Below are 26,330 nucleotides of genomic sequence, written 5' to 3'. Positions count from 1 at the left end.
TTTTATTTTTTGTACTAATACAATGATAGTAAGAAATGGAAATGGAGGGATTGACATGATCGATCAACCAATGGAGTTTTTCAGAAATTTACCGACGAAAACTTGTGCGCACTGCGGGAAAGAAATTGATGAGCAGCACGAAGCATACCATAACAAATGTGATGATTGCGTTCACGAAGAATAGTAGTTTGTGAACAGAAAAAAACCTAGCAGACATAGTCTACTAGGCTAATAACATCTTATCCTTCATCGTTGAACCTTTCACCAAGAGCTCCAGTTCAAACTCATACAATTCTTTTTTTCGATAATTTTTCGTATGAATTTTATCCATCATTAGGTCGACAACTTTTCGGGCCATTTCATCAATTGGCTGTTCAATTGTCGTAATACCTGGTTCTGTAATCTGCGATAATATTTGATTATCAAAACCGATAACAGCGAGATCATCTGGAATGCTCCAGTTATGGCGTTTCGCCTCTGAGATAATTCCAGCTGCTACCTCATCGCCTCCTGCCAAAATCGCGGTAGGATTTTTTTTGTCCTTTAATACTTCATGGAATATTCGTTTTCCATCTTCCCAAGAGAAAGCGTTTTCAAGAAAGTCAATCGCTTCTACTTGGCGGCTCTTCTCAGTTATTGCACGTAAAAAGCCCATTTTTCGCTGCTGGCTAACGACTTTGGTTTCGTTACCACGGCAAAAAATAAGATTACGATATCCTTGATCTAAAACATGCTTCGCAGCTATGTATGCTCCTTGCGCATGATCAAATTTCACTGTTGGAATATTTGCTTCCTCAATATATTCATTACACAACACGATTGGACCGTGCTGTAAGTATGGCTCTACATCTTCCCACGGATTTTCTAGTGAACATAGAATAATCCCATCTACTTGTTTCGTAGATAATAATTGTAAATACTCCATCTCTTTTTCCGGTAAATACCTTGTTTGACAAATAATCAGTTTATATTTATGTTCAGAAGCAGCAATCTCGATTGCTTCGATAAATCTACTGAAGAAAGGATTTGTAATCCTTGGAACGAGCACCGCAATTGTTTCCGTTTTTTGTTTACGAAGCCTTCTCGCCGCAGAATTAGGAACGAAGCCTAAATGCTTCATTGCTAATTGAACCCTTTTTTTCTTCTCATCTGAAACATATGGATGATTATTAATCACCCTAGAAACCGTTGTCCTTGATAACCCCGCTAATTTCGCCACGTCCTCTATAGTCGACACGAAATTCTCCCCCTTTGCATGAAAACGTTTTCTTAAATTGATTATATAGTATATTATTGGAAACTGCAATATCGGTTGTTATGATTTTACTATATTAATATTATACATAGGTAAAAGTCTGTTAATGCATGGGCAATATACTGCTTTTAGAAATTTACGTTATGTACATTCCTTTTCTTAATACCATATATCCTTTATTCAATATAAAACCCCATCAATACGTCATCTCCATATGATCCATCTTCATACTTTATTTGCTTTCGTTGTCTGCCTTCTTCTACAAAGCCCATACGTTTGTACACTTTAATTGCCCGATCATTAACAGAAACTACACCTAAACAAATTTTCTCTAAACCTTTCTGCCCTTTCGCCCAACTAATAAGAAATTCAATTAATTTCGTGCCGATGCCTTGATTACAATACGCCTCTTTAATCCCCATTCCCATTGTGCCTGCGTGTTGTAACCGTTCTAGTTCATATCGGTTGAAAATTAAAAAGCCAACTACTTTCCCATCTACTTCATACACGATATAAAGATTACCTTTCTCATTACTTTTCCGTATCTTTTCTCTTTCTGCATTCATATCATTCGGTAACTTCTTTGGGGATACTATGAAAAATTTTGTAGTAGTTTCCGATAATATAATTTCTTTTCTAATATTCATAATTGCTTCTGCATCAGTCTCTTTTACTAACCGTATCATTGAATCACCTCGTACTTTTTCTTTTTAAAAATAATATTACAACTATAAAACGGCCAATATGCAATATTACATATTGAGAATCTTTTTACTCTTGATACAATATTCATATATCAAAATAAAAGGAATGTATACAATGAATCCAATCTTAACAGCTGCAAAACAACTATTACATAAAGAAGAAAAAATTTTATCTACTTTAAAATGTTCACTTACTGGCTATATGATTACGCATAAAGTCCCGTATCCTGGCATGTTACTTGCTACTAATCAAAGACTTCTCTTTTTTAGCCAATATAAAAACACATTCATTGCCGAATTTGATTATGAAAAAATTCTATCCATAGAAACGAAGAGAAGAATCTTTGACAAAAAAATAATATTTTACTATGAAGATGAATATATAACGCTTGGATACATTACAAGTTCGAATGTTGAAGCGTTCATAGACTTACTACATAGAACGTAAGTATTCCAAATGCATCTTTCATACTTGTATATACTTCTTTATCAAACAATATAGATGAAAGGGCATAAACAAGAAAGATGATTAGCGGATTTACGATAAAATAATAAGTAAGATTGCCTTTCATCATATCAACTCCTCTACCCTATGTTTCTCTGTAAATTGTTGTAATTCCTTTTCTTTCGTTTCTATAGCTTGTAGAAAGATTTATAGATGAACTAAGGAAAAGATGCCCTCTATTAAAATAAAAAAGCACCAAAAAGGTGCTTTTATCTATGCTTCAACCGATTGATTTTCAGCAACATTTTTAAATTGTCGTTTGTGCATCAAAGTTAAAGAACCGATCGTTCCAAGTGATAATATAACGATAAAGATCATGAGCATTCCTATGTTTTGCCACATGAAGTCAAAGTCTCCACTTGATACGACTGCTTTCAATCCTGATACAGAGTATGTCATCGGTAACCAAGCATTGAATGGTTGTAAAAACTTCGGAATCAATTCTAGCGGGAATGTTCCGGCACTCGTTGTAAGCTGCATAATTAATGTGATGATGGCGATAAAACGGCCTGCATCACCGAATGCTGTTACTAAACATTGAATTAATGAAATAAACGCTAAACTTGTAACGATACTAAAGAGTATGAAGTACGGAATACTTTGTACTTCTACACCTAATCCGAACAGTAATATAACATCTGCTACTATCGCTTGAATAATACCGACCGATAGTAAAACACCGAACTTACTAATAAACCAGCTAAACCCTGATTTTGGAACACCAACTGTGTCACGTAATGGATATACGATAGATAATAGTAATGCCCCAACGAATAAACCGAGTGATAGGAAATACGGCGTAAATCCAGTTCCGTAGTTTGGAACTTCCGCCATTTTCTCCGTCTTCACTTTTACAGGACTTGCAAACATATCATACGTTTTATCCGTCCCTTTTACTTCACCAGTTTTTTCTGCTCCTTCGCCAAGTTTCTCTGCAAGTTCACTTGAACCATCGTTTACTTTCACTAGTCCATCAGTTACTTTTCCTGATCCGTCTGCTAGTTTATTTACTCCGTCGATTAGCTGGGTTGAGCCATTTGATAATGTACCTAAGCCTGTTGTTACTTGACCGGAGCCATCTGCTAATTGATTTACTCCACCTGCCATTTGATTTGCTCCTACAGATAATGTTCCTAAACCGCCTGTTACTTGACCGGAGCCATCTGCTAATTGGGACACCCCTACAGATAATGTTCCTAAACCGCCTGTTACTTGGCTTGAGCCATCCGCTAATTTCGTTACTCCTGCAGATAATATTCCTAAACCGCCTGTTACTTGGCTTGAGCCATCTGCTAATTGATTTACTCCACCTGCCATTTGGTTTGCTTCTGCAGACAATGTTCCTAAACCGCCTGTTACTTGACTTGAGCCATCTGCTAATTGATGTACACCACCTGCCATTTGATTTGCTCCTGCAGATAATGTTCCTAAACCGCCTGTTACTTGACCAGAGCCATCTGCTAATTGATTTATCGCATCAATTAATTGACCGGATTCATTTTTAAATTTATTTGCGCCTTCTTTTGCTACATTTAAATTCTTACCAAACCCTTGGAAATTTTCAACAAATCCTTTTTGTGCACTGGATAATTTCTCAATACCCTCTGTTAAAGAGTCCAATTTCGCTGTATTCGGTAGTTTGTTTTGTGCATCACTTGTTTTTTGATTTATTTCGCCTTTTAATTGTTTTACTTCTTCATTTAATTTATTTGTTCCACCTGCTACTCCGGCAGCTTTTTGTTGAACTGTAGCTGTACTTTTTACAGCACTTGTTATAAATGGTTGTAACTGCTCTTGATATTCTTTCGGTAAACTCTCGATTTGCTTTTGTAAATTCGCTACATCTTGCGCTGCATTTTTTGCATCTCCTGCTGTTGATTGCGTAAGTTCATTTAACTGATTTACATTCGCCCCAGCTCCATCTATTTTCTCATTTACTGTATTCAATATAGAAGGGCCTTTCGACTGTATTTCCTCTAAACCTGCAGCAGAACTTTTCACTTTACTATTTAAATCTTGCAAACCCTTTTCAATTTTTTGAGAAGCTACCTCTAATTGTTTTTGTCCCCCAACCAGTTGTTCCATACCATTTGATAGATCAGTTGTTCCTGTTTTTAATTCACCGGATTTACTTACTAACTTGTTCAAACCACCGGTCACTTTCTCAGATCCATCACGCAATTCGCCAATACCTTTTTGCATTTCACCCGTTTTGTTATTTAACGTATTTAAACCGTCTGTTACTTTTCCTGACCCATCTACTAATTTTCCGATACCTGTTTGCATCTCACTTGTTTTACTATTTAACGTATTTAAACCGTTCGTTACTTTTCCTGAGCCGTCTACTAATTTCCCGATACCCGCATTGCCATTTAGTGCATGTAAACCGTCTGTTACTTTTCCTGACCCATCTACTAATTTTCCGATACCTACATTGCTATTTAATACATGTAAACCATCTGTTACTTTTCCGGAGCCATCTACTAATTTCCCGATACCTATTTGCATTTCACCGGTTTTGCTATTTAACGTATTTAAACCTGCTGTCACTTTCCCAGATCCATCAAATAGTTTCCCAACTCCATCCTTCATCTCCCCAGATTTCCCTTGAAGCGTATGAAGGCCATCCGTCACTTTACTTGAACCATCATGCAACTCACTTGATCCGTCGTGTAGTTTACTTGCCCCTTCCGCTCCATCTGCTAATCCTTTTGAGACGTCTTTAATAGAATCGAACATTTTCTCTGCATATGTTTTCGTTAACGTGCTTGATACTTCAGTTTTAATCTTTTCAATGGCTGTTCCTCCAATTTGTGAAGATAAGAAGTTTAAACTTTCGTTTGGAATGTACTCTAAGTTTAATGGCTTTGGATTGTCTTTTAGTAACGTTGTAGCGTTACTTGAGAAGTCATCTGGAATGCGCACTAACATGTAATACTTTCTACCTTCCATTCCTTTCTTCGCTTCTTTTTCACTTACGAACTCCCATTTAAAACTTTTATTATCTTTTAAATTATCAACGAGCCCTTTTCCGACCTCAATTGGTTTCCCATCAAATACTGCGCCTTTATCTAAATTGACTACTGCAACTGGTAAGTCATCTAACTGTTTATACGGATCCCAAAAGGCCCACAAAAACATCCCTGCATATAAAATCGGTACGAATAAGACCGCAATAATTGGAATTAATATTTTTTTACTTTTTATAATTTCCGTGAACTCTTTCCGAAGTAACTGATTCCCTTTCATAATTTCTCCCCCTTTTTATAAAATGACCAAAATGTTCATATAGTCATTTTTACCCAAACAAAAAGGCTATACTTGTTCATACATATGCCTTATCCCTGAATTTATTACTATGCAACTTTTTCTTATTATGATTATAATTTTTCTATATCCCCCCTTAACTTAAATATATGACCGCATTGTTCATTTGGTCATTTTTTATAAAATTAAAAGGATTATCTTAGTTTGACAATCCTTTTAATAAATAAAGTTCAAATAACTCTGCAATTTTTTCTTTTTCTAGCGGTTCGTGATTTTTTTCCCAATCAAAAATAAGCGATACATATAGACGAAGCATAATAAATGCTGTAATTTCTGGATCACATTTGCTAATTTCACCTTTTTCAATCGCAATCTTTAAATACGATTGAATAACAGAAACGATTTCCACATCAACTTGTTGCATAACTTCTTGTACTTCTTTCGTTCCCATATCGCGCTCTTCTTGAATTAATTTAATCATGAGCTGATGTTCTTTTCTAAATTCCAAGATGCTATATAATGCTCTATGTACATTTTCAAAAAATGAAACATCTGAACGAATTGCACTTTCTGCAACTTGCTTCATTTCTGTAATTAAATTAGAAATAATTTCACCAAATAGCTCTTCTTTATTTTTGAAAAAAGTATAAATCGTTCCTTTTCCTACATTCGCTAACTTCGCTACTTGATCCATCGTTGTTGCTTTATAACCGAACGCTGAAAAAGACTTTGTTGCAGCTTCAATAATAGAACGTTTTCGATCTATCGCCACATTGTCACCTCCAAAAATGACCAATTGGATAATATAGTCAATCAGTACATCTTTGATATTACCACACGCTTACATTCTATACAAGTTCTCTTTTTATTATTTCCAGTATAAAAAAATTCCAGTCAGTGTATATCATACTGTCCATAGTTTATCAAAAAGTATACTTGTATGGAAAGCTAGAATATATTCGTAAATAATTGCTGACTAGATTCCACTAGAAATTTAATAAAATAGACAGTGTTCTTAAAACCAAAGGTTAAGAACACTGTCTATTATTTTGACATAGAAAGTAATATTTTCTCCATTTCTTTCTTAGTTAGCTCATCATCGATTATCTCTTCGTATATCTTTGTATCTCTTGTAAAAATATCATTCACTATGACAATTTGATAATCACTATTCTTACCTTGTGCTGGTACAAACATTTTAAGGCCTCTTAACTTCCCCTCTCCATGAGAAGATTTATTATAGACCATTCCTTTCCCGTCTAAACTATAACTTTCTAAATTCTCTTCTCCAGGCATCATATAGTGTAGTGGATCCTTACCACCATTAACATTACCATCCATATACATCCTTGACTGATAAATCGTAAAACCATATTTCCCTTTTGTATATTCTGATTTAATAACTAATTCTACATCTCTTCCAAAATATGAGTCAGCCCATTCTCTCTTTAGCTCATAACCTTCTGGTATATAAGTCGGCTGCTTAATTTGATACGGTACATGTTCTTTTGCTTCTTCTATAGTATATGTTAAAGACTTCTCCAGCTTATCTTCAAGCGGCTTTAATGTCTTCTCAATAGTAGCTAATCTTTCTTGATCAGCTTTCTTCAAGCGTTCAGGTTTATATTCCTTTGTATCTCCATCATAATTCTCAGGCACATTTTTCTTAACCATTGCTTTCTTATGAATTTCTTGCGCTTCCTTAAATAATTGAACATACTGCTCAAATTCTTCTTTCGTAAAATTCTTTTCTGCCAAATACAAAAAATCTGTATTCATTTTATATGACTTTATCGACATACCCCATTCTCTACTTGCATTCTCTGGTGTACCTAATACTGTTTCTATCGCTTCTTCAAAAGCCGCTTTATGTTGCTTTTTTCCTACAATTTTTTCTTCCTGTCTTTCATCTCCCTCAGTTATCCTTGCATTTAATAAAAATCCGCCTGCTATAGCTGCTATCGCAATCACTCCAAGTAAAGAAAGGCGATACGATTTCTTTTGGAATTTTTTAATCATAACGATTCTCCTTTTTAGTGTTCGTTTATTTCTACTTAAATTTGCTAGGCTTGGTACTTGATAGGAATAATGTTCTAGAAGGGTAATAATTGTATGACCGTATGCAATTTGTTCCTCTTTATCTATAAAAGTAAGTGCATATGCATCACAGGCTAATTCTTGATCTTCTCGCATACAAAAATAGGCGTACCAAAGAATCGGATTGAACCAATTTAATAGGATTAAACTGTACATAATCCAATTTACAGCTACATCGTTTCTCTTAATATGAGCTAACTCATGGTAAAAGACATATTGTAATTGTTGTTCATTTAATACTTTCATATGTTTTTTTGATAGTAATACTTTCGGACGAAAGAAACTAAACACAGTTGGGCTCGCAATCTTTCCCGCCAGACGTAACGAAACTGCCTTCTTTATTTTCATAGACTGCTTACAGCGATTAAACACTGTAACGACCTGTTCATTCGTAATATCCGGTTGTTTCTTTATGTACGAATATAACCGTCTATTTGTACGAAACGTAATATATGCTAATACGATGACCCCAGCTAGCCACACATACAAAGCAATTTTGTATAAAGAAAATGTAGTCTGTTGTTCCGAACTTACTTCTACTTCCGGTTCGCTAGTTTTTGTCACCATTTTAGGATTTGATTCCAATTCCACTTTACGGTCGCTTTCTATATTCACTATATTCTCAGTAGCCGGCATATTTTTTGGAATAACTTCCGATACACTAGAACGATAGGAAAGTAATGAGTAAATGCTATAAGAGCTATCTGGCGACCACGGTAAAAGGAGTCTTACCATTAATACGATCCACAGCATATATTGCCACCGGGGTGTTAATTTATTTCTAAATAAAATTTTTATACATAAAATAAAACCCACTAATATGCTAGCCATAAGTGACGTTTCTATAAGCCAATCAAAAAAATGAGGAAGGTATACATTTATAAGCGTGTTTATCATTTTTATCGATCCTTCCTCTTATTCTCCTCTGTCTTCTCATCTAAAATGCGTTTTAATTCATTAATATCTTCTGAAGATAATTTCTCCTCTTTTAAGAAATTAACAAGTAATGGCTTAAACGCTGCACCGCAAAAACGTTTTAGTAAAGATTTCGTTTCCACTTGCAAATAATTATGTTGTGATACTAACGGATAATAAGCGTACATACGCCCTTTATCTTGATGGTAAGAAACGGCTTCCTTTTGTACTAATCGATTAATTAATGTGCGGATTGTTTTCGGTTTCCAGTCCATTGCATCTTCCAGTTCTTCTATAATTTCATTCGCTGTTTGCGGAGAACTCGACCAAAGTACTTTCATAATTTCTAATTCCGCTTCAGATATTTTAGGTAATTGATTTGTCATCGTATGTTTCACTCCTAAGTATTACATTTGTAATCTACAATTAAGATTACAAATGTAATACTTAATTGTCAACCATATTTTAGAAAAATTAATTTCAGCTAAACCTTACTTCACAACAACAAAATTCCTCTTTTTCAAATAATCAAATAAAAAAACAAGAAAATCTTTACAATTAATAGTAATATAGAAAATAGACAAGTTTATCAAAATAGTGGAGGCTTTTTCAGTCATGATGCGTGCGCTTCGTTTAAATATAAAGCAAGCTTTTTGTAATCGTGTTTCTTTAATTATTATGTTTAGTGGATTTGTTCTTATTTGTATTTATCATTATTATTATGTAATTCGTTATTTAGGAGACGCTGCGAATGGACCTATATCGACGGATATTAAATGGATTGGATTTCGTGGAAATGAAATGGATGTTTATTTATTATTAATGCCAGTTATTGCAAGTCTTCCCTTTAGTACAAGTTATAACTCGGATAAGTCCGATGGTTTTAAACCGTTTGTCAGTAAAGAAATTTCTTTATTTTCTTATTCAGTAACGAAATATATCGTTACATTTTTTTGCGGCGGACTTCTTTATACATTTCCATTCATCTTATCGTTATTATTTTGCAAATTAACCATTCCAGACGGAGTACCAACGGCTGGTTCAGGCATTATAAATGATAACGGGATGTTCGCAAACTTATATGAAACTTCTCCCATCACTTACATTGCTGTATATATCGGAATTAATTTTTTATTTGCAGGTTTGATGGCTCTTTTAGGACTTGCTGCATCTGCATGGTCCCAAAAGGACTATATGGCGCTTCTATTTCCATTTGCAACTACCTCTATTCCTTACGTCCTGCTAAATACGGTACTCCCTACAATAGGCGGAGCACCTATTCATTTATATGATCCAAGGCAGCCGCTGCATGGCATGTCACCATATATTTTGACAATACAATGTGCCTTTTTCCTCCTCGTTAGCTTAATCATGTATATACAAGGAGTAAAACGTGATAGAAAAAAATATAGAAGAAGGTTGCAAAAAAGAGAGCGGTGTAGAAAGGCGTTTCAAGTATAATAAAACCCTAATTTCCTTACTATATTGGAAATTAGGGTTTTATTTACTATTCACTTACGGTGTACCTGCCAATCCCCATAAAATAACAACCGCTACAAAATAAATCGCTTTAATCGCTATTACTAAACATAATGAAACAATTGCATATTTACTTAATTCTCTTCTTGCACCTATTAAAGTGAAAATAACCGCCAAACTAAATGTTATATAAGAAGTTGCTGTATGTATTAAGTTATACGTAATATCTAGATTGCTTGTAAGTCCTGTTATATCAGCTACAAACTGAAGCATGACGATCGTACTAAAAAAAATTGCAAACTGATTCATTACCTTTCCATTTATTTGTAACTGCATTGTTGTCCTCCTTATCGAAAAACTAAATATTCAATCAATTTTATCATTAGATTACAAAAAAAGGAATCATCTCTTTATACTATTCTATAACGATGCAAAAAAAGAACGCTTAGTCACCTAAGCGTTCCTTTCTTTAAGAAGCTTTCTTCAAATCAATTTGAGCAAGTACTGGGTCATGGTCGCTTACACGTCCGTGCTCTTTCATTATATTTGAGTTTAAGTGCACTGGATCTACAATTGTGTGTGGTGCGATATTATTTGTTACTAAAATATGATCTAACACTTGTGCATTTCCTTCGTGAATGTACGTGTAACGATTCTCTTTTGGCACTGTGTTTAACATATCTTTTAAGATTGTTCCTTCTAGTGTTTTTAGTGGTTTAGAGAATTCGAAATCGTTCATATCACCTAACACGACAACTGGTGCATTCGTATTCTTTTTCTGAATTCCTTGCACGAAATGATTTACCTCTTGTGCTAACTGAATTCGTTTGTCTTCACTTTTTAATACGAGCGGCTGCACTTTTCCAAATGGCGTTGCATCTCCTAGTTTTGAGTTTAAGTGATTTGCAACGACAACAATGTTTTGTCCTTGGAACGTAAATTCTGCCGCTAACGGTTTACGTGTACTTTCAAATAATGGATTTTCTTCTCCAATACGAACAACATTTTTATCAAGTAACTTTGGTACCGTCGCTAATTTCACGCGTGATGGATTATAGAAGAAGCCGACGCGAATATTCGCTCCTGGTGCTCCTCCGTCTTGATTATTGTTTGGAGCGATTTCTACATACTCATACTTCGGTCCACGAATTTCTAGCACTGCATCAATGATACGTTTTGCGCTTAATGACGCATCTGTTGTACCGTCATTAATTGATCCGTTATTATCTTGCATTTCCTCTACACCGATAATATCTGGCATTTTTAAGTTGTATTTAATAGAATACGCTAACGCTTTTACCTTTTCATCTGTTGTTTCTTTTTTATTCGCTGAGAAGTTTTCAATGTTATATGTAGCAACCGTTAACTTATCAAGACGTGGCTGAATATTTGCGCCTACTTGCTTAAATCCACCATCCACTACAGCTGGCAGTTCTGTTATTGGCGAAATACGGAAAGAACCGTAATCATATCCTACTACCCCTGTTATATCTCCAGTAAAAATATCTCCTACTTTTGCTACATAATCACGAGGTACTTTCACAGAAAGACGCTCTGGGTTTAATTGGTTTTCATCTAATAGAGGTGTGCCATATTGTGTTACTATTTTATCTCCACCATTTTTTACTGTTACATATAAATTTCCATTTTTCTGAGGTGCAATAATTTTTGGTGTTGGCATCGTAACACGCATGCCTTCTATACTTTCATAAAAGTCGATTGCATCTTCATTTGGATCAAATAAACCGAATGCATCATTATCAATAATCTGGTCCGGGATTTTCACACCGTTTTCCCCAAGTACAATCGGTGCTGGCAAAGATTGATTTTTTGCGATTACAGCAACGCGACTCGCCTTAATTTCTGTCGTCGTTAAGTCTGTTTCAAATCGCTCTGCATAGCCTGGTCCAACATATTCTTCTACTACTCCATCAACTTGAATAAGATCTCCTACTGCTACATTCGCATCTTTTTTATATACGTACATACCTTCTGAAGTAGCTGGATCATTATCTGGCTGATTATCTTCTATATAAAAGCCGTTTTTATCAAGCGCTGTGACAACGCCTTCCACATTGTTTACTTTCTTCCCGTTGTAAGGAGACATATGTGATTTTCCTTGAATGTCATGAATACGAACCTGTTCATTATTTACGATAATAAATGAAAATGTCGAAATTGCTGAAGAAGTAAGTCCTTCTTTTTCTGCGATTGCTTTCACTACACTATTTTCATTCACTATAATCTGTCCATTATAACGAACACTTTTATTAGTAGGATTAGAGCCATCTAACGTATAGTAAATTGTTGCACCTTCTGTATTCGTCGTTAATGTTACCGCTGTTCCTTTAGCAACTTCTCCGCTGTTCGGTGAAGCTACTACATCGCTAACACGGTTTTGTCCTTCACCTTGAAACTTATAAGCTGTTACTGATTTTAGACCTGGGTTACTAAAATATAATTCAAGAGTCCCAGTCAAACTAACTTTCTTCCCGATATTTTCAGGGTGATCTTTTACATTCACTGCCGTTCTCACATCACCTTTTGGCAACTGAACGGGCATGATTTTGTCTGGATTCGTTTCGTTTGGCGAATCTGCAATTGCTACGTTTGTATCATCAAACTTAGCTGGATCCTTCGTATATTTAGAAGAACTTTGCGTATATCCGACAATATATCCTTCCACAATCCCCTTCGTTTTCCCTTGCTGCTTAAATACTTGAATTGCTTTTTCTACTGACATAGAAGCAGTTTCTTCTGCTTGCGCTAAAGTTCCAGTAAATGAAAGCAATAGCAAGAATGATAAAAAGACGCTTAACAATTTCTTCACAGCCATTTTCCTCTCCCTATTTCATATTTTCTCAGCATTTCTATCATAACAAATGATTCGTTATATAGAACTATTTTTCGACAAATTTTACAAAAGATTTATTTAATTTACAAGCTTTCAAACTATAATACAAAATAATAATTTTACACCTTCTACAAATGCACTCTATAATGTTAGAGAGAGAAAACAGAAAATATCGACATTTGATTGGCATGTAAAATGGATTCATTTGAATAGGAGTGATTGGATGGAAGTGCAAACAGAAACATACCGCGCAGCTATGAATGGAACATTAGAACGTCATTTTTCAGATATGATTGCTGTTATACCAACTAGAATTACAATTGAGCAGTTAAAACAACGGCTAGAAAATATCACTACTAAAGTTGATGAGTTAAAAATTGTTTATAGTGATGAGACAAGCCTTATTGTTGAGTTACATATGGATGAAACAATCATACCGTATGAACTGCATATTGATGAGGCGAATGACCCAGAAGAATATAAAATGTACAATAGACAAGATTCTACAATTGTAGATCGTAATTTTGAAGATGCGGCTTTCGGTACTGAAATTTTCACTCGTACGCTATTTGTAGGCGATGTACTCGACTGCTTTTTCCAGCAAATACAATTTTTATGGAACCTCGCCCCAGATTTGTTATTTGTAATCGATTCAAGTGCAGCAATGAAAGTGCTATCTAGAAGCTATATTGAATATCACGTTGAAAATGAATTATTACCTGACATTCCTGACTTATACGTTATTCATTCCGTTTATGAAGACGATAAAGAAGGCGAGCCTACGCAATATTGGTTTCATACACACGGCCTTTTAAGAGCGGGCGTAACTGAAATAGAGTTAATTATTCCAAATCGTATTTCTTCCTACTACGGCATTGGCGATCTCTTTCAAACATTTGCTAATAATGCCGTTGAGAATGGACAAGTCCCTATGAATGAGCCTATCGTTATCGCGCATAGTCAGCAAGGTTCTATACATACAGTCGCTGTTCCGTGGCAAAAAGGATTATCTTATATAGGGCATAAAACGTGTATGGACCAATTATCTTCAATCGAGGATGAAGAAGTGAAACTACAACCAATAGATGCACAAAATACATTCTTAGGCGGAATGGATGCCCGAGATGAATACCATCAATCTCCATCCGTTCTCTTATTCAAATTTAATACTTCAGGAGAATATATTGAAAGTTTTTTCAAAGAACACGAGGAAGCTACAGGGCTCATGTTCTATAAAACAAATAGTGAAACCGATCGTATGGCTTACAATGCGAAAAATACTTTCGGGTATTTCAGCAACATTTTTCACATTGAACAATCAAATGAAGATTTTCGTTTCCTTGCTAAGTTTGGTGTCTCCTACGAAGAAGGAAAAAGTGAACATATGTGGTTTGAAATGCAAAACATTACGGAAGATTTCATTCAAGGAATACTCATTAATGAACCATATTTTATAGAAGATATGAGTGAAGGAAATTCTTATCATTTAGATTTTGATAACTTAACAGAGTGGGTTATTTATGCAGGAGATACTATTATAAAGCCAAATAACTTATATATGTTTATTGGCGAATAAGTATTTTATATAATAAACGAAACGCCTTCAATATGATTGAAGGCGTTTCTTATAATTTATTGTGCGATTAATTCAGCATCTATTACTTTCTCCAAATGAGATAATACACGCTTTGCAGCTTCCTCACCTTGATTCATACAGTCTGGAAGTCCAGCACCAGCATAGGAGCTACCTGCCAAGTATATACCAGGCAACTCTTTCTCCATAAATGTTGTGAGCTTTTTCATTCGCTCGTTATGGCCTACTGTATATTGAGGCATCGCTTCTTTCCAGCGACTTACGATTGTAAACTCTGGATCCTCTGTAATATCCATCGTCTTCCTTAAATCTTCTAGTACGAGCTGAACGAGTTCTTCTTCAGTTTGTTCTACAACCGCTTCATCACCAGCACGTCCAACGTAACAGCGAAGGAGTGTTTTTCCTTCTGGCGTTGTATGTGGCCATTTTTTATGCGTCCACGTACATGCTGTAATGGTGTAATCGCTATTTCGTGATACGACAAATCCTGTACCATTAATATCGCGCTGGATTGCAGACTTTTGGAAAGCAAGTGCCACATTCGCAACGGATGTGGATGGAATATTACGGAAGAAACGAAACTGCTTGTACTGAGCAAACATGGACGGCAATACTTTATGCGAAGTTGCCACTACGATGGCGTCCGCTTCTATTTCTTTTCCGTTACTAAGAGTAATCGTATAACCATCACCCTGTTTCGCAACTTTTTCAATGCGAGTTCCCTTTATTATCGTACCTTCATGCATCTTTACTTCGAGAGATTTTACGATAGATTCTAAACCTGTTTTCACTGTTTGGAACATTCCCTTTTTCGGTTCAGCTTTCTCTTCTTTCGGAGCGAGCGTACGCATACCGAGTGAAATACTGCGATGTTTCTGCTCAATTTGATACATTTGCGGGAATGTTGACATTAAGCTCATTTCATCAATATCCCCTGCATAAATACCCGATAGTAACGGCTCTATTAAGTTTTCAACCACTTCGTTTCCAAGACGATGTCTGAAAAATTGTCCGAGTGATTGGTCAGATACTGGCTTTGACCTCGGCATTAATAGATCAAAGCCAGCTCTTAGTTTACCAATTGGGGAGAACAGCCCGGAAAATAGAAACGGCGTAATTTGCGTTGGAATTCCCATCATTGATCCATTCGGCATTTTATGTAACCGATTGTTTACAAGGATAAATGATTGACCGGCTTGATTATTTACAAGTTCATCGCCAAGACCTAATTCTTTCACTAATCTAGCTGCACTTTCTTTTCGTGCTAAGAAAGAATCTGGTCCGCGCTCAATTGTAAATCCATCTTTTCGAACGGTTTGAATTTTTCCGCCAAGTTTACCCGATGCTTCTATAAGTAATGTATCAATCGGCAAGTTTTTTTCATGAATATTTTTTTGTAAGTTATACATTGCTGTTAATCCAGTGATGCCTCCGCCGACGATCACAACTTTTTTCCTCAAGCAGGCTCCTCCTTTCTTCTTACAGTACAGATTCTTTTTTCTTTAATACAACATCTGTTAAACAATCAATAAATGCCTCCGATGCATTTGGCATTTCTGGACGATAATATTTTGCACCAATTTCATCCGTTACAACTTTACACTCAAAGTCGTTGTCATATAAAACTTCTAAATGTTCCGCAACAAATCCAACTGGTGCATATACGAATGAAGTATAACCGTGCTTTTCATTTAGTTCTCTCGTTAAATCTTGTACATCTGGACCAATCCAAGGATCTGGTGTGTTTCCTGCACTTTGCCAGCCTACTGCATAGTTTGCTACTTCAGCTCCGCGCGCGATATAGTCCGCTGTTTCATTTAATTGATCTGGATATGGATCGCCCATTGCAATAATTTTCTCTGGTAAGCTATGTGCAGATACGATTAATACTGCTTTTTCACGCTCTGCATCTGACATACCGTTATATATACCTTTCACTGCATCGACCCAGTACTGGATGAATTTCGGCTCTTTATACCAGCTATCAATGCCATGAATTGTTAAGTTTCCAAGTTTCTCAGCTTCTTCTTGTGCTCGTCCAACGTATGATTTCACGCTAAACGTAGAATAGTGAGGTGCAAGAACAAGTGCGATTGCATCTTGTATTCCGTCGTTATGCATATCTTTCACCGCATCTTCAATAAACGGTTCAATATGTTTTAAGCCAAGATACATATGGTACTCTACTTCATCTTGTACTTCATTTAAACGCTTCTCTAACTTCTTAGCTTGCTCTAATGTAATAGTAGCTAAAGGAGAAATACCACCAATTGCACGGTAACGCTCTGTTAAATCTTCCAGCATTTCAGGACTTGGCTTTCTTCCTCTACGAATATGTGTATAGTAACGTTCAATATCTTCTTCTTTATATGGCGTTCCGTATGCCATTACAAGCAAACCAATTTTCTTTTTCATACAGCAATGCTCCTTTACTTCGCTAACTGCCCTTTAGAGTATTCATGAATAAATGTAGTTAAACGTTTTAATGTATCTGGATTTACTTCTGGGAATACACCGTGACCTAGGTTAAAGATATAACCCGGCTGTTTCATCCCTTGATCTAAAATACCTTTTACATGTTCTTCAATAACAGACCATGGTGCAAGTAAGAATGAAGGGTCCATATTACCTTGTACCGCCTTATGAACGCCCCGTGCACGTGCTTCTTCAATCGGTAAGCGCCAATCTAAGCCGACTACATCAAGCGGTAAGTCGTGCCACTCATTCACTAAGTGTGCAGCTCCTACGCCGTGCATAATCATTGGAACACCCATCTTACGAACTTCTGCAAAAATACGCTCCATTGCTGGTTTAATAAATACGCGATAATCCGCTACATTTACTGTTCCAACCCAAGAATCGAAAATTTGAACTGCTTTTGCTCCTGCGTTAATTTGCGCTTTTAAATATGTAATAACCATATCTGCTAGTTTATCCATTAAAGCGAACCAAGCTTTTGGCTCTGCATACATGAACGCTTTCGTATTATGGTAGTTACGAGATGGACCGCCTTCAATCATATAGCTCGCTAATGTAAATGGAGCTCCTGAAAAACCGATTAACGGTACGTCTAACATTTCTGTCGTTAATAAACGAATTGTATCTAGTATGTACGGTACGTCATCTTCTGGATTGATTTCCCCTAGTTTTTCTACGTCTTGTAAAGAACGGATTGGGTTATCGATAACTGGGCCAATACCTGATTTAATTTCTACATCCACACCAATTGCAGGTAGTGGTGACATAATATCTTTATAAAGAATTGCTGCGTCTACGTTATACTGATCAACCGGCAATTTTGTAACGTAAGCACATAACTCTGGATTGTGTGTAATTTCAAATAAAGAATACTTTTCTTTAATCTTTCTATATTCCGGCTGTGAACGACCTGCTTGACGCATATACCATGCTGGTACATAATCGGTACGTTCCCCCCTACATGCTTTTAAAAATGTCTCATTTATAGTTCTTACCAAGACCCTTGCTCCCTTCCTTACCAATGCTTCGAATACGTTCGATATTTATCTTTTTTTACTATACAGCTTGTAAAAACAAAATGCATAATATTATGTACGTTGTTCATTAAATTGACACAAACATTCTTAAAAACGCTTACTATTTTCACAACATTCTTATTATAACACAGAGAAAAACTATGGTTTAGCTACTTTTGACTTTTCTCCTTCACGATTCGTTTGTGTATTATATGGTACAACGTAAAAGCTCGGTTTTGAAAATATGTTAACGAACTTTTCCTCATATTCTCCAGCACCATTTACAGTGCTAGCATGCGTATGAATTCCGTTCTCCACTCTATAGATTCGGTACATAATTCTGTTATCTGGAAGTGGCGTCCAGCTTAATTTTGCTTTAAATAAACCGAAAGGGCTAAATGATAATTTCATTTTTACATCTTCAATTTTGCGCAGCCGAATCGGAGCGCCGATTGTTTCCACACCTTCAGGCTTCATAAACTTCTCTTTATGTTCTACATTAGCCTTCGTTAAAATTTTCTTAAACAATTTTGTCGCAGATGCACTTTCTCCTTGCAACTGATGCTCCTTATCCGTGCGGTCATAACCAATCCAAACAGCGCCTACTAAGTTTGGTGTATAGCCGACGAACCACATATCTCTTGCTCCCTTATCGTCATTTGGCAATGAAGTTGTACCTGTTTTCCCAGCTAACGCACCGTTATATACACCAACTCTCGCTGTTCCTTCCTTCACAACTCCTTCTAACATTTTCGTCATATACCATGCTGTCTGCTTCGAGAAGATTTTCGTCTCTACTTTTGGAGATTCCCCAATGACTGCACCGTGTCTGTTTAATACTTTATCAATAACGTGCGGCTCGATAATATTTCCATTTGCTAAAAATGAACGGTACATTTTTACAAGATCAAATATTGAAACGCCATTTTTCAATCCGCCAAGCGCTGTACTTAAACCAGCATCTGCAATATGAACATTTCCTTTTTCTAAATATTGCTTTCCTTCTTCTACCCCTAACTCATTTAATAAAGAAACTGCCGGTACATTTGCCGACTCTAAAATCGCATCATACATCGTCATTTCTTTTGAATACTCATGATTATAATTTCGAGGTTCATACCCTTCAAAAGAATTTCTTTCATTCGTTAATAAAGAATACGGATTATACTTTTTCGTTTCTAGTGCTGGTGCATAAACGATAAGTGGTTTTAAAACAGATCCAGGCTGCCTTTTGGCAAAAACACGATTAAATCCTCTCGGGACGTACTTTCTTCCCCCAATCGCCGCTTTAATCCCTCCCGTACGATTATCCATTAATAAGAAAGCACCTTGCGCCCCCTCTTCTTTCCCAGGGAAATTCCTTGCATCTTGAAACTGGTTATATGCTACCTTTTGAATCTTTTCATCCATAGGTACGACAAACGTATATCCTCCGCGAAGTACTTCTTGATGAGACAATCCGTATAAACGAGCGGCTTCATCTATGACCATATCAATATACGGCATATATGCAAGCTCATTCTCATCTAAATTTTTATATAGAGCAATTGTCTTCCCTTGATAACGAACGCTTTCTTCTGCAGTCAAATAGCCTTGTTTATGCATAAGTGACAACACTAGATCACGGCGTTCCTTACTCTTCTCTGCAGAATAGTACGGTGAATATCCGTTTGGTGACTTCGGAAGGCCTGCAAGCATTGCCCCTTCCTCTACTGTTAAATCCTCAACATTTTTATTAAAATACAACTTTGCTGCCGCTTGAATGCCGTAAGCCCCATGCCCAAAATAAATATGATTCATATACATTTCAAGAATTTGTTGCTTCGTATATTTTTGCTCTAATTGAAGAGAAATTGCGACTTCCTTCAATTTGCGCGTAAATGTTTTTTCACGAGTTAAAAAGACGTTTTTAGCGAGTTGCTGCGTAATGGTACTACCGCCCTCTACCTTTTCTCCAGCTAACGTATCTTTATAAAGAGCACGGAATATAGACGGATAATCAATCCCTTGATGCTCATAAAAACGAGAATCTTCCACCGCAACAAACGCCTGCTGCACATACTTCGGAATTTGCTCGATTGGTACGAGCTCTCTATTTTCTACGTATAATTTCGTAATTTCTTTCCCTTTCTGGTCAACGATACGTGATGAAGAGTGGAAAACGAGCTGCTTTTCATCCATCATATAGCCACCAGCTAACACGATAAGTTTATAGATTACAATCGCTACTACGAACGTTGCGACGCCGCCTAATAAAGTCCACTTTACTTTCTTCATACATCGTCCTTCTTTCCAAATGATGGTACATTTATTATTTGAAAAAGAAGTATCTTTATGTATATAATCTTCGAAGTTTTTTAAGAGAGTTGATATAATAGAAACAAACTATTAAGGGGGCATTAAAATGAAGGCTATTATTTCATACGAAACACCTCTAGAACAAGCACATTTCACTGCAAAAAATGATGAAAAAAATATGTTTTATAAAGAAAATACAGAAGAATCTGTAGAAGGTTCACTTCAGTATGACGTACTAGATGCTGTCGGTGAATTTAAAGGACAACCTGGCTATATCGTTTGTAACAACATTTCTGTCACAGACGAAGGTCGCCCTGTATTTGAAAACCGTTTTAAAAACCGCGCAGGCCTTATTGAAAACGAACCAGGATTCCAAGCAATCCGTGTTCTACGTCCATTAAGTAACGATACATACGTCATCTTAACGATGTGGGAAACAGAGCAAAACTTTAAAGACTGGACAGAATCACGTTCATTCGAAAACGCTCATAAGAAACGCCCTGTACAAGCAGAAGGACAAGCTCCAGCGCATCCACATGCGGAACAGCAAAAGAGTATTTTCTCTCGTCCATCTTTTGTGACTACTTTTGATGTGTTAGTTTAATTAAAACATAATACAACACTAACAGTACGTGAAATTATATCAACGATTTTCCGAATATATCTATCACATCTTTGAATATATCAACGATTTTCCGAATATATCTATCACATCTTGAAATATATCAACGATTTTCCGAATATATCTATCATATCTTGAAATATATCAACGATTCGACTAAAGATATCAATTTAATGACAAAAAGGAAACACCATTACACACCGGTGTTTCCTTTTTCTTTGTACCAATTATATATACGAAGTGAATCTTTTTTTCTCATATGCTTTACTTCATAACCGCGCCCAGCTACCGCTACAAGAGTTGTACATAATTCATCTTTTCTTTGAAAATACGATTGATTATAACCTACTGCTTGAACATGTCTTCTTCGCATTATTCCTGTATATTTCGAAAAATTACGATATACAACCGTTAGTTGATTTTCTCTTAATTCATAACCGCCACTTTTATATCTAGCATACGCAAGTAACGAAAACACGATAAATAACGGTAAAATAACAAACAACGCAATATATTGTTTAAAATATATACTCACGCTGGCAATTAGAACTGTGAGTATGATACTTATTAACCAGCCCATAATGAAATAACGACGCAACGCTGTTTTTGGTAAGTGAACGATCTCCGCTTCGATTTCATATGGTAACTCTAAATATGTGATCAGGTGCTGTACATCTTTTTTCTTCATAAATGGATGCAACATTACTTCGTTACTTGCTGCTCCAATACTTTGAATTGCTTCCACTTCAACAGCACAATAGCCAAACGGCTGGCGAAGCATACCTTCTTTTACAGTAATCGCTTGAATGCGGTGCAATTTTAAGACAAACTCTTTCTTTTCAAATAATCCTTGAACGATACGAATCTCTTCCCCTTTTCGCTCAATTTTAAAGTTTGCATATTTCAACACATATCCAGCCGTGGAAATAATCCACGAAATTGCCATTAAAATTAATGCAATTACAATTAGTTTATAAACACCGTTTCCCATCACATACACTTCTACTTTACTTGTGAATCCTTCAGGAAGAACAAAATCAAACTTTGTGTAAAGAAGTACTAGCCCAGAGAACACTAGTCCGAACCGACCAGATGTAATCGCTGCGGCTAAAACCTCTTTCGCTGTTAACTGATAAACCGTCTTGCTTTCTTCCTCTTCTATTTCTTCTTTTACAGTAGTTTCTTTCTTATGTAATAAAGAAATTAAATGTTTTGCCTCGTCTTCTTTAATACCAGCCAACATCACTTCTGGTTCATTACCACCACCGGCTACTTCTATATTTAACTTCATAAGTCCGAGCATTTGATAAATGATGTTAGAAGACGTACTAATATTTTGTACACGCTCTTTATTTAAATAGCTTTCCTTCTTTACAAAAACACCGTGCTTTATATGTAAAATATTATTCTCAATCCAGTAAACTTTAAAATACCATTTAATTGCTGAAAAAATAGCCATGATGAATAAAACAACCAGAAGAAAAAGATAAAATAAATACCAAGGTTCCACTTGTTCATCAGGTTTAAATAAAACAAGAATAATAAGTGGCAACAAACTCGCAATCCTAATACCTAACAATATCGTAATCGGATGTTGCCTCTTATACATCCTTATCACTCACTTTCGCAAGTTCTCCAATTTGTCTTTTCAGCTGTTCTGCTTCTTCTTTCGTTAAACCTGGAATACTATGAGAAGTTGCGGCTGTTGAAATATGTAATTCTGCTAAATTATACTTTCTCATGATCGGCCCTTGCTCAATCGTTACGTGCTGCACACGGATCATCGGAATAAGTACGCGTTTTACAACAAACATTCCCTTTTGAATCTCAATCTCTTCTTCATTTAATCTGTAACTATAATAGCGTTGACGTAAATTTGGAAACACAAAATAATCAAGGGGAATAAATGTAATAGCTCCTGTTACTAATAGTCCGAACAACCAGCCCCACCAGTTAAAGTTAATCATAAAAAAGAAATACGCAATTACGACTGTTAGTATAACTACCGCCCCAATTAAAGCGTGCATCCTCCACACTTTCAGCATATTAGAATGAATCTCCCTTTCTAACGGCTGCATCTCATCACTCCAATTCTATGAATTTATTACTTATATATTATCAAAAAATAAGGTTTTATATACATTTTTGTAAATTTATAGTCAAATAAAAATAGTTGAATCAAAAGCATATTAAAGAAACACATACCTCAGTTTTGAAAATTATGTATTATAAATATGAATTATATTGAACTAAAATAAACCTTACATGATTCATGCAAGGTTTATCGTTTTATACACAATATATTTCATTATTGTTGAGATATACTAGCATCGCTTTCAATTCGCTTTTCTTTTTGGCTTAGTTTTTTATCTTTAGATTTTTTTAATGTTAAAGTCATGCCAATAAAAATAAAAAGAATTCCTGTTATTTGCATTAAAGTTGGACGGAATCCAGTAAGTACAGTATCTAATAATATTGCCACTGCCGGATCTAAAAAAACTAATATTGAGATGGTTTTTGTAGATAAATAGCGTAAACTATCAAAAAACAGATAATATACTATCCCTGTGTGAATAAAACCAGTAGCTATAATATATGTCCAATTACTTTGAGTGAGGCCACTAAAAGCATCTAAATCTATAAATGGTATTAAAAGAAATATCCCCAAGAATGTTTGTAAAAATGTCATTGCATACGCACTCATTTTGTTAATCCCTTTACCAAATAAAGTTGTAAATGCATAAAAGAGAGCCGCAAGAAATCCCCATATCATACCTGAAGACATTAATGAGCCGACAGAGAAGCTTCCATCAATACCAGCAATTAATAAAGCTCCTGCAAAACACACAATTATTGAAATGATAGATATGAATGTTAATTTTTCTTTAAAGACGATACTTCCAATTAACAGTACAATTACTGGTGCAAGATGATAAACTGAGATAGCAATGGTAACTGACATATTTTCAAAGGCTTTAAATAAGAAAACCCAATTAAATACTAAGAAAAAACCACATATTAAAACTTGAATAACTTCTTTTCGTTCCCATTTATCTTGTTTATATTGCCCTGTAAGCAACCAGCATACACTTAAAAATATTGTCGCAAAAATACACCTTACAAACACTAATTCAAACGAAGGTAAGTTTGTTTGAACAGAAAAAAATCCAACTGATCCAAAGATAACCATTGATGCTATCATCTTTAAGGCCGGTACCGTTTTCTCTTGCTTAAAACTCTTTTGAAGCAAATTAATCCCCCTCCAATAAAAACTCGGTTTATAGTGAGAAAAACACCAGCCTAAAAAAAGGACAGGTGCTTTTCCTCAAAAACACTCAATTATAAATTTTTCCCAGCAGTCCAACCACCATCAATTACAAAATTAGAACCAGTAATAAAGCGGGCCTGATCAGAAATCAAGTACTCAATACATGAAACAATATCCTGCGGCAACCCCCAAGTATCTAAAGATTGATTACTTTTTATCATAGACATCAAGGCTTTATTACTAAAGTATTCTTCTGTAAGTTCGGTTCTAATAACACCGGGAGAAATGCTATTTACCCTTATATTTTGCTTCCCAAATTCCATAGCCATCTGTTTAGTCAATCCGATTAAAGCATGCTTTGATGCAACATAAGCAGCTCGCTCTGGTTCAGCCATTAATCCAGAAACCGATGCTATATTCACAATACAACCTTTTATTTTCGATTCACACCATCGCTTAGCTACTTCCCTAGAAAGGATAAATGGGGCTACTAAATTTACATCAATTACTTTTTTAAACATATCATCGGATAAATGTAAAACAGGTGTTATCTCTCGAATACCAGCTGCATTTATTAATATATCAGGAGAAAGCTTTTCTAAATCTAATTGAGTAAAAAGATTATGAATCGCTTCGCTATTACTTAAATCAATTTGCACTACTTTCAAAGGCATATCTGTTTTCATATAATCTATTAAATTATTATTATGAATATCAAGCGCTATTACATAAAATGATTTTTCTAAAAAGTATTTTATACAAGCATGACCTATACCGCTATTGGCTCCAGAAATCATAATTATTTTATTCTCTCTCATTTTGTCTCCTTATAAGAAAATGTTACTAATAAAATATCACGAAAAGCCTCCGTACTACATTCTGTTCCAAGTGGCGTTACGGCATGGAAGACCTTTTGTCCAAATACTAAAGTTTCTAAAGGCTCCTTCAAACTTATAAACTGATTAATTTCTCGAGGAGAATTAGCTATTAAATTATCTCCACCAATAGCTGTATTACTTAAATTCATAAGGTGTAAAAATACTACTGGTTCATCATCTTTATGTAACCAAATAGGTGAACTAAAAGATGGTCTTTCTTTAGTAGCTTTATATCTTACTTGATGTAAACCTATAATTAAGTCTTTACTTGTATCTATTATATTTGTTTTAAATGCAAATTCAGTATCGAAACGCACGATATTTTGAATTAAAGGATTGCATAAAAAGCTATCATTTATGCTATTGAACTGTCTAACTTTCCCGCCATCGTCATAGTTATATTCTTTAGATTGGAAGTAATCATTACTATTATCTAAAATATAATCTGGTGAATCAACATACTTTATATACCTTGAATAAGATCTAGCACGGCATTCACCGTACGCATCATCTTCCAAATTATAATAATCTAACTGTGCTTGTGTTAATAAACGATGATTCTCTTCCTCTTGTAAAAAGATTTCATTTGAGATTTCAAGGAATCCTTTAGATTCAAATTCATGTACCTTTTCTTCTATGCTAAACCCATTCATTTTACTAAGAACAAACGTCATTATAAAAACCTCCACACTATTGTATTTTTCTATCTCACCCTATGTTAGAAATGCAATAAGTAACCGAGATTCTTGCTTAATAAAATTTAAAATTATGATATTCAATTAATACACCAAATGAAATATATGTAATTCATTAAAATTATTTATTAAGCAATATTATATATCCTTTTGGGTATTTTTTCTAATTATCTGAAGATTTATCAACATTAGTCTTAATATTCAAAATTAAAGAAATGGATTTTTCAGAAAGATAAAACTGCGCGTATTGCAATTATTTATGTATATAACTTTTTTAAAAATTATATTTTAAATATAGCTAGTTTTTTATAAATTTTTTGATATAATTACATACGGGAAAAGGGAAGAATTTTGTCTTCCCTTGTGTTTTTATTTGCATCTAGTACTTTTGCTAGATGCTTTTTT

General features: G+C 35.2%; 23 protein-coding genes. 5 read left to right on the top strand and 18 right to left on the bottom strand.

Annotated features, from left to right (window positions below; genetic code table 11):
• Window positions 1-55: 55 nt before the first annotated feature.
• Window positions 56-184 (top strand): protein YhfH, encoded by a 129-nt coding sequence (yhfH, locus tag M1D73_RS05570; RefSeq protein ID WP_000567010.1) that lies wholly within the window; start codon window positions 56-58, stop codon window positions 182-184.
• A gap of 39 nt (window positions 185-223) precedes the next feature.
• On the opposite strand, the gene M1D73_RS05565 is transcribed toward yhfH, so the two are convergent.
• Window positions 224-1,237: a LacI family DNA-binding transcriptional regulator gene (locus tag M1D73_RS05565; RefSeq protein WP_000103715.1), complete on the bottom strand. Its 1,014-nt coding sequence runs from the start codon at window positions 1,235-1,237 to the stop codon at window positions 224-226.
• Between the two features lie 194 nt (window positions 1,238-1,431).
• Window positions 1,432-1,941, bottom strand: coding sequence for a GNAT family N-acetyltransferase (locus M1D73_RS05560; protein ID WP_000620467.1), 510 nt, complete (start codon window positions 1,939-1,941; stop codon window positions 1,432-1,434).
• A gap of 133 nt (window positions 1,942-2,074) precedes the next feature.
• Here M1D73_RS05560 and M1D73_RS05555 point away from each other — a divergent pair, with 133 nt between their 5' ends.
• Window positions 2,075-2,407 (top strand): PH domain-containing protein, encoded by a 333-nt coding sequence (locus M1D73_RS05555; RefSeq protein WP_001068219.1) that lies wholly within the window; start codon window positions 2,075-2,077, stop codon window positions 2,405-2,407.
• On the opposite strand, the gene M1D73_RS05550 is transcribed toward M1D73_RS05555, so the two are convergent.
• The 5 genes from M1D73_RS05550 to M1D73_RS05530 form a co-directional block, all read right to left on the bottom strand.
• Window positions 2,382-2,531 (bottom strand): hypothetical protein, encoded by a 150-nt coding sequence (locus M1D73_RS05550; RefSeq protein ID WP_000678024.1) that lies wholly within the window; start codon window positions 2,529-2,531, stop codon window positions 2,382-2,384. The genes M1D73_RS05555 and M1D73_RS05550 overlap by 26 nt on opposite strands.
• A gap of 146 nt (window positions 2,532-2,677) precedes the next feature.
• Window positions 2,678-5,713 (bottom strand): YhgE/Pip domain-containing protein, encoded by a 3,036-nt coding sequence (locus M1D73_RS05545; RefSeq protein ID WP_000678076.1) that lies wholly within the window; start codon window positions 5,711-5,713, stop codon window positions 2,678-2,680.
• A gap of 217 nt (window positions 5,714-5,930) precedes the next feature.
• Window positions 5,931-6,503 (bottom strand): TetR/AcrR family transcriptional regulator, encoded by a 573-nt coding sequence (locus M1D73_RS05540; protein ID WP_000963381.1) that lies wholly within the window; start codon window positions 6,501-6,503, stop codon window positions 5,931-5,933.
• A 272-nt stretch (window positions 6,504-6,775) separates the two neighbouring features.
• Window positions 6,776-8,725: a M56 family metallopeptidase gene (locus M1D73_RS05535; RefSeq protein WP_098212809.1), complete on the bottom strand. Its 1,950-nt coding sequence runs from the start codon at window positions 8,723-8,725 to the stop codon at window positions 6,776-6,778.
• A 2-nt stretch (window positions 8,726-8,727) separates the two neighbouring features.
• Window positions 8,728-9,129 carry a BlaI/MecI/CopY family transcriptional regulator gene (locus tag M1D73_RS05530; RefSeq protein ID WP_000184510.1) on the bottom strand — a complete coding sequence of 134 codons (402 nt, stop codon included), beginning with the start codon at window positions 9,127-9,129 and terminating at the stop codon, window positions 8,728-8,730.
• A gap of 229 nt (window positions 9,130-9,358) precedes the next feature.
• Here M1D73_RS05530 and M1D73_RS05525 point away from each other — a divergent pair, with 229 nt between their 5' ends.
• A complete protein-coding gene (locus tag M1D73_RS05525; RefSeq protein WP_000984146.1) occupies window positions 9,359-10,204 on the top strand; it encodes a membrane protein in 846 nt (281 codons plus the stop codon).
• 54 nt (window positions 10,205-10,258) lie between these two features.
• Here the strand turns inward: M1D73_RS05525 and M1D73_RS05520 are convergent, their stop codons facing one another.
• Both M1D73_RS05520 and M1D73_RS05515 read right to left on the bottom strand, forming a co-directional pair.
• Window positions 10,259-10,558: a hypothetical protein gene (locus M1D73_RS05520; protein ID WP_001176850.1), complete on the bottom strand. Its 300-nt coding sequence runs from the start codon at window positions 10,556-10,558 to the stop codon at window positions 10,259-10,261.
• A 133-nt stretch (window positions 10,559-10,691) separates the two neighbouring features.
• On the bottom strand, window positions 10,692-13,058 hold the full coding sequence (locus M1D73_RS05515) for a DUF6359 domain-containing protein (RefSeq protein ID WP_121868115.1): 2,367 nt from the start codon (window positions 13,056-13,058) through the stop codon (window positions 10,692-10,694).
• A 241-nt stretch (window positions 13,059-13,299) separates the two neighbouring features.
• Here M1D73_RS05515 and M1D73_RS05510 point away from each other — a divergent pair, with 241 nt between their 5' ends.
• Entirely contained in the window at window positions 13,300-14,652 is a 1,353-nt protein-coding gene (locus tag M1D73_RS05510; protein WP_481157999.1) for a DUF4026 domain-containing protein, read from the top strand.
• Between the two features lie 56 nt (window positions 14,653-14,708).
• On the opposite strand, the gene hemY is transcribed toward M1D73_RS05510, so the two are convergent.
• The 4 genes from hemY to M1D73_RS05490 all read right to left on the bottom strand — a co-directional run bounded on the left by hemY (window position 14,709) and on the right by M1D73_RS05490 (window position 20,441).
• A complete protein-coding gene (gene hemY, locus M1D73_RS05505) occupies window positions 14,709-16,130 on the bottom strand; it encodes a protoporphyrinogen oxidase (RefSeq protein WP_078439368.1) in 1,422 nt (473 codons plus the stop codon).
• Window positions 16,131-16,149: 19 nt separating this feature from the next.
• On the bottom strand, window positions 16,150-17,085 hold the full coding sequence (gene hemH, locus M1D73_RS05500; RefSeq protein ID WP_000726779.1) for a ferrochelatase: 936 nt from the start codon (window positions 17,083-17,085) through the stop codon (window positions 16,150-16,152).
• A gap of 14 nt (window positions 17,086-17,099) precedes the next feature.
• The gene (gene hemE / locus M1D73_RS05495) at window positions 17,100-18,146 is read right to left on the bottom strand and encodes a uroporphyrinogen decarboxylase (RefSeq protein WP_000252605.1); all 1,047 of its coding nucleotides are present in this window, start codon (window positions 18,144-18,146) and stop codon (window positions 17,100-17,102) included.
• Between the two features lie 177 nt (window positions 18,147-18,323).
• Window positions 18,324-20,441 (bottom strand): transglycosylase domain-containing protein, encoded by a 2,118-nt coding sequence (locus M1D73_RS05490; RefSeq protein WP_000756285.1) that lies wholly within the window; start codon window positions 20,439-20,441, stop codon window positions 18,324-18,326.
• A 127-nt stretch (window positions 20,442-20,568) separates the two neighbouring features.
• Here M1D73_RS05490 and hmoB point away from each other — a divergent pair, with 127 nt between their 5' ends.
• The gene (hmoB, locus tag M1D73_RS05485; protein WP_000644067.1) at window positions 20,569-21,066 is read left to right on the top strand and encodes a heme-degrading monooxygenase HmoB; all 498 of its coding nucleotides are present in this window, start codon (window positions 20,569-20,571) and stop codon (window positions 21,064-21,066) included.
• Window positions 21,067-21,277: 211 nt separating this feature from the next.
• On the opposite strand, the gene M1D73_RS05480 is transcribed toward hmoB, so the two are convergent.
• The 5 genes from M1D73_RS05480 to M1D73_RS05460 form a co-directional block, all read right to left on the bottom strand.
• Window positions 21,278-22,693: a PH domain-containing protein gene (locus tag M1D73_RS05480; RefSeq protein ID WP_000278133.1), complete on the bottom strand. Its 1,416-nt coding sequence runs from the start codon at window positions 22,691-22,693 to the stop codon at window positions 21,278-21,280.
• On the bottom strand, window positions 22,686-23,162 hold the full coding sequence (locus M1D73_RS05475; protein ID WP_001182728.1) for a PH domain-containing protein: 477 nt from the start codon (window positions 23,160-23,162) through the stop codon (window positions 22,686-22,688). Before M1D73_RS05475 ends, M1D73_RS05480 begins: the two co-directional genes overlap by 8 nt.
• A 230-nt stretch (window positions 23,163-23,392) precedes the next feature.
• On the bottom strand, window positions 23,393-24,334 hold the full coding sequence (locus tag M1D73_RS05470; protein ID WP_000939625.1) for a DMT family transporter: 942 nt from the start codon (window positions 24,332-24,334) through the stop codon (window positions 23,393-23,395).
• An 89-nt stretch (window positions 24,335-24,423) separates the two neighbouring features.
• Window positions 24,424-25,170, bottom strand: a complete 747-nt coding sequence (locus M1D73_RS05465; protein ID WP_001208947.1) for an SDR family NAD(P)-dependent oxidoreductase — start codon at window positions 25,168-25,170, stop codon at window positions 24,424-24,426.
• The gene (locus M1D73_RS05460) at window positions 25,167-25,904 is read right to left on the bottom strand and encodes a 2OG-Fe dioxygenase family protein (protein WP_000144813.1); all 738 of its coding nucleotides are present in this window, start codon (window positions 25,902-25,904) and stop codon (window positions 25,167-25,169) included. The genes M1D73_RS05465 and M1D73_RS05460 overlap by 4 nt, the downstream gene beginning before the upstream one ends.
• Window positions 25,905-26,330: the final 426 nt, after the last annotated feature.

The sequence above is a fragment of the Bacillus sp. PK3-067 genome (genome assembly GCF_056738645.1).
Note: the sequence above shows the minus strand (reverse complement) of the source record. Positions and strands in the feature narration are given on the sequence as shown.

What these genes read in the sequence shown, in the direction of transcription:
- yhfH (WP_000567010.1), top strand. Translation starts at nt 56, where the DNA reads ATGATCGATCAACCAATGGAGTTTTTCAGAAATTTACCGACGAAAACT.
- M1D73_RS05560 (WP_000620467.1), bottom strand. Translation starts at nt 1,941, where the DNA reads ATGATACGGTTAGTAAAAGAGACTGATGCAGAAGCAATTATGAATATT.
- M1D73_RS05555 (WP_001068219.1), top strand. Translation starts at nt 2,075, where the DNA reads ATGAATCCAATCTTAACAGCTGCAAAACAACTATTACATAAAGAAGAA.
- M1D73_RS05550 (WP_000678024.1), bottom strand. Translation starts at nt 2,531, where the DNA reads ATGAAAGGCAATCTTACTTATTATTTTATCGTAAATCCGCTAATCATC.
- M1D73_RS05545 (WP_000678076.1), bottom strand. Translation starts at nt 5,713, where the DNA reads ATGAAAGGGAATCAGTTACTTCGGAAAGAGTTCACGGAAATTATAAAA.
- M1D73_RS05535 (WP_098212809.1), bottom strand. Translation starts at nt 8,725, where the DNA reads ATGATAAACACGCTTATAAATGTATACCTTCCTCATTTTTTTGATTGG.
- M1D73_RS05530 (WP_000184510.1), bottom strand. Translation starts at nt 9,129, where the DNA reads ATGACAAATCAATTACCTAAAATATCTGAAGCGGAATTAGAAATTATG.
- M1D73_RS05525 (WP_000984146.1), top strand. Translation starts at nt 9,359, where the DNA reads ATGATGCGTGCGCTTCGTTTAAATATAAAGCAAGCTTTTTGTAATCGT.
- M1D73_RS05520 (WP_001176850.1), bottom strand. Translation starts at nt 10,558, where the DNA reads ATGCAGTTACAAATAAATGGAAAGGTAATGAATCAGTTTGCAATTTTT.
- M1D73_RS05515 (WP_121868115.1), bottom strand. Translation starts at nt 13,058, where the DNA reads ATGGCTGTGAAGAAATTGTTAAGCGTCTTTTTATCATTCTTGCTATTG.
- M1D73_RS05510 (WP_481157999.1), top strand. Translation starts at nt 13,300, where the DNA reads ATGGAAGTGCAAACAGAAACATACCGCGCAGCTATGAATGGAACATTA.
- hemH (WP_000726779.1), bottom strand. Translation starts at nt 17,085, where the DNA reads ATGAAAAAGAAAATTGGTTTGCTTGTAATGGCATACGGAACGCCATAT.
- M1D73_RS05490 (WP_000756285.1), bottom strand. Translation starts at nt 20,441, where the DNA reads ATGAAGAAAGTAAAGTGGACTTTATTAGGCGGCGTCGCAACGTTCGTA.
- hmoB (WP_000644067.1), top strand. Translation starts at nt 20,569, where the DNA reads ATGAAGGCTATTATTTCATACGAAACACCTCTAGAACAAGCACATTTC.
- M1D73_RS05480 (WP_000278133.1), bottom strand. Translation starts at nt 22,693, where the DNA reads ATGTATAAGAGGCAACATCCGATTACGATATTGTTAGGTATTAGGATT.
- M1D73_RS05475 (WP_001182728.1), bottom strand. Translation starts at nt 23,162, where the DNA reads ATGCAGCCGTTAGAAAGGGAGATTCATTCTAATATGCTGAAAGTGTGG.
- M1D73_RS05465 (WP_001208947.1), bottom strand. Translation starts at nt 25,170, where the DNA reads ATGAGAGAGAATAAAATAATTATGATTTCTGGAGCCAATAGCGGTATA.
- M1D73_RS05460 (WP_000144813.1), bottom strand. Translation starts at nt 25,904, where the DNA reads ATGACGTTTGTTCTTAGTAAAATGAATGGGTTTAGCATAGAAGAAAAG.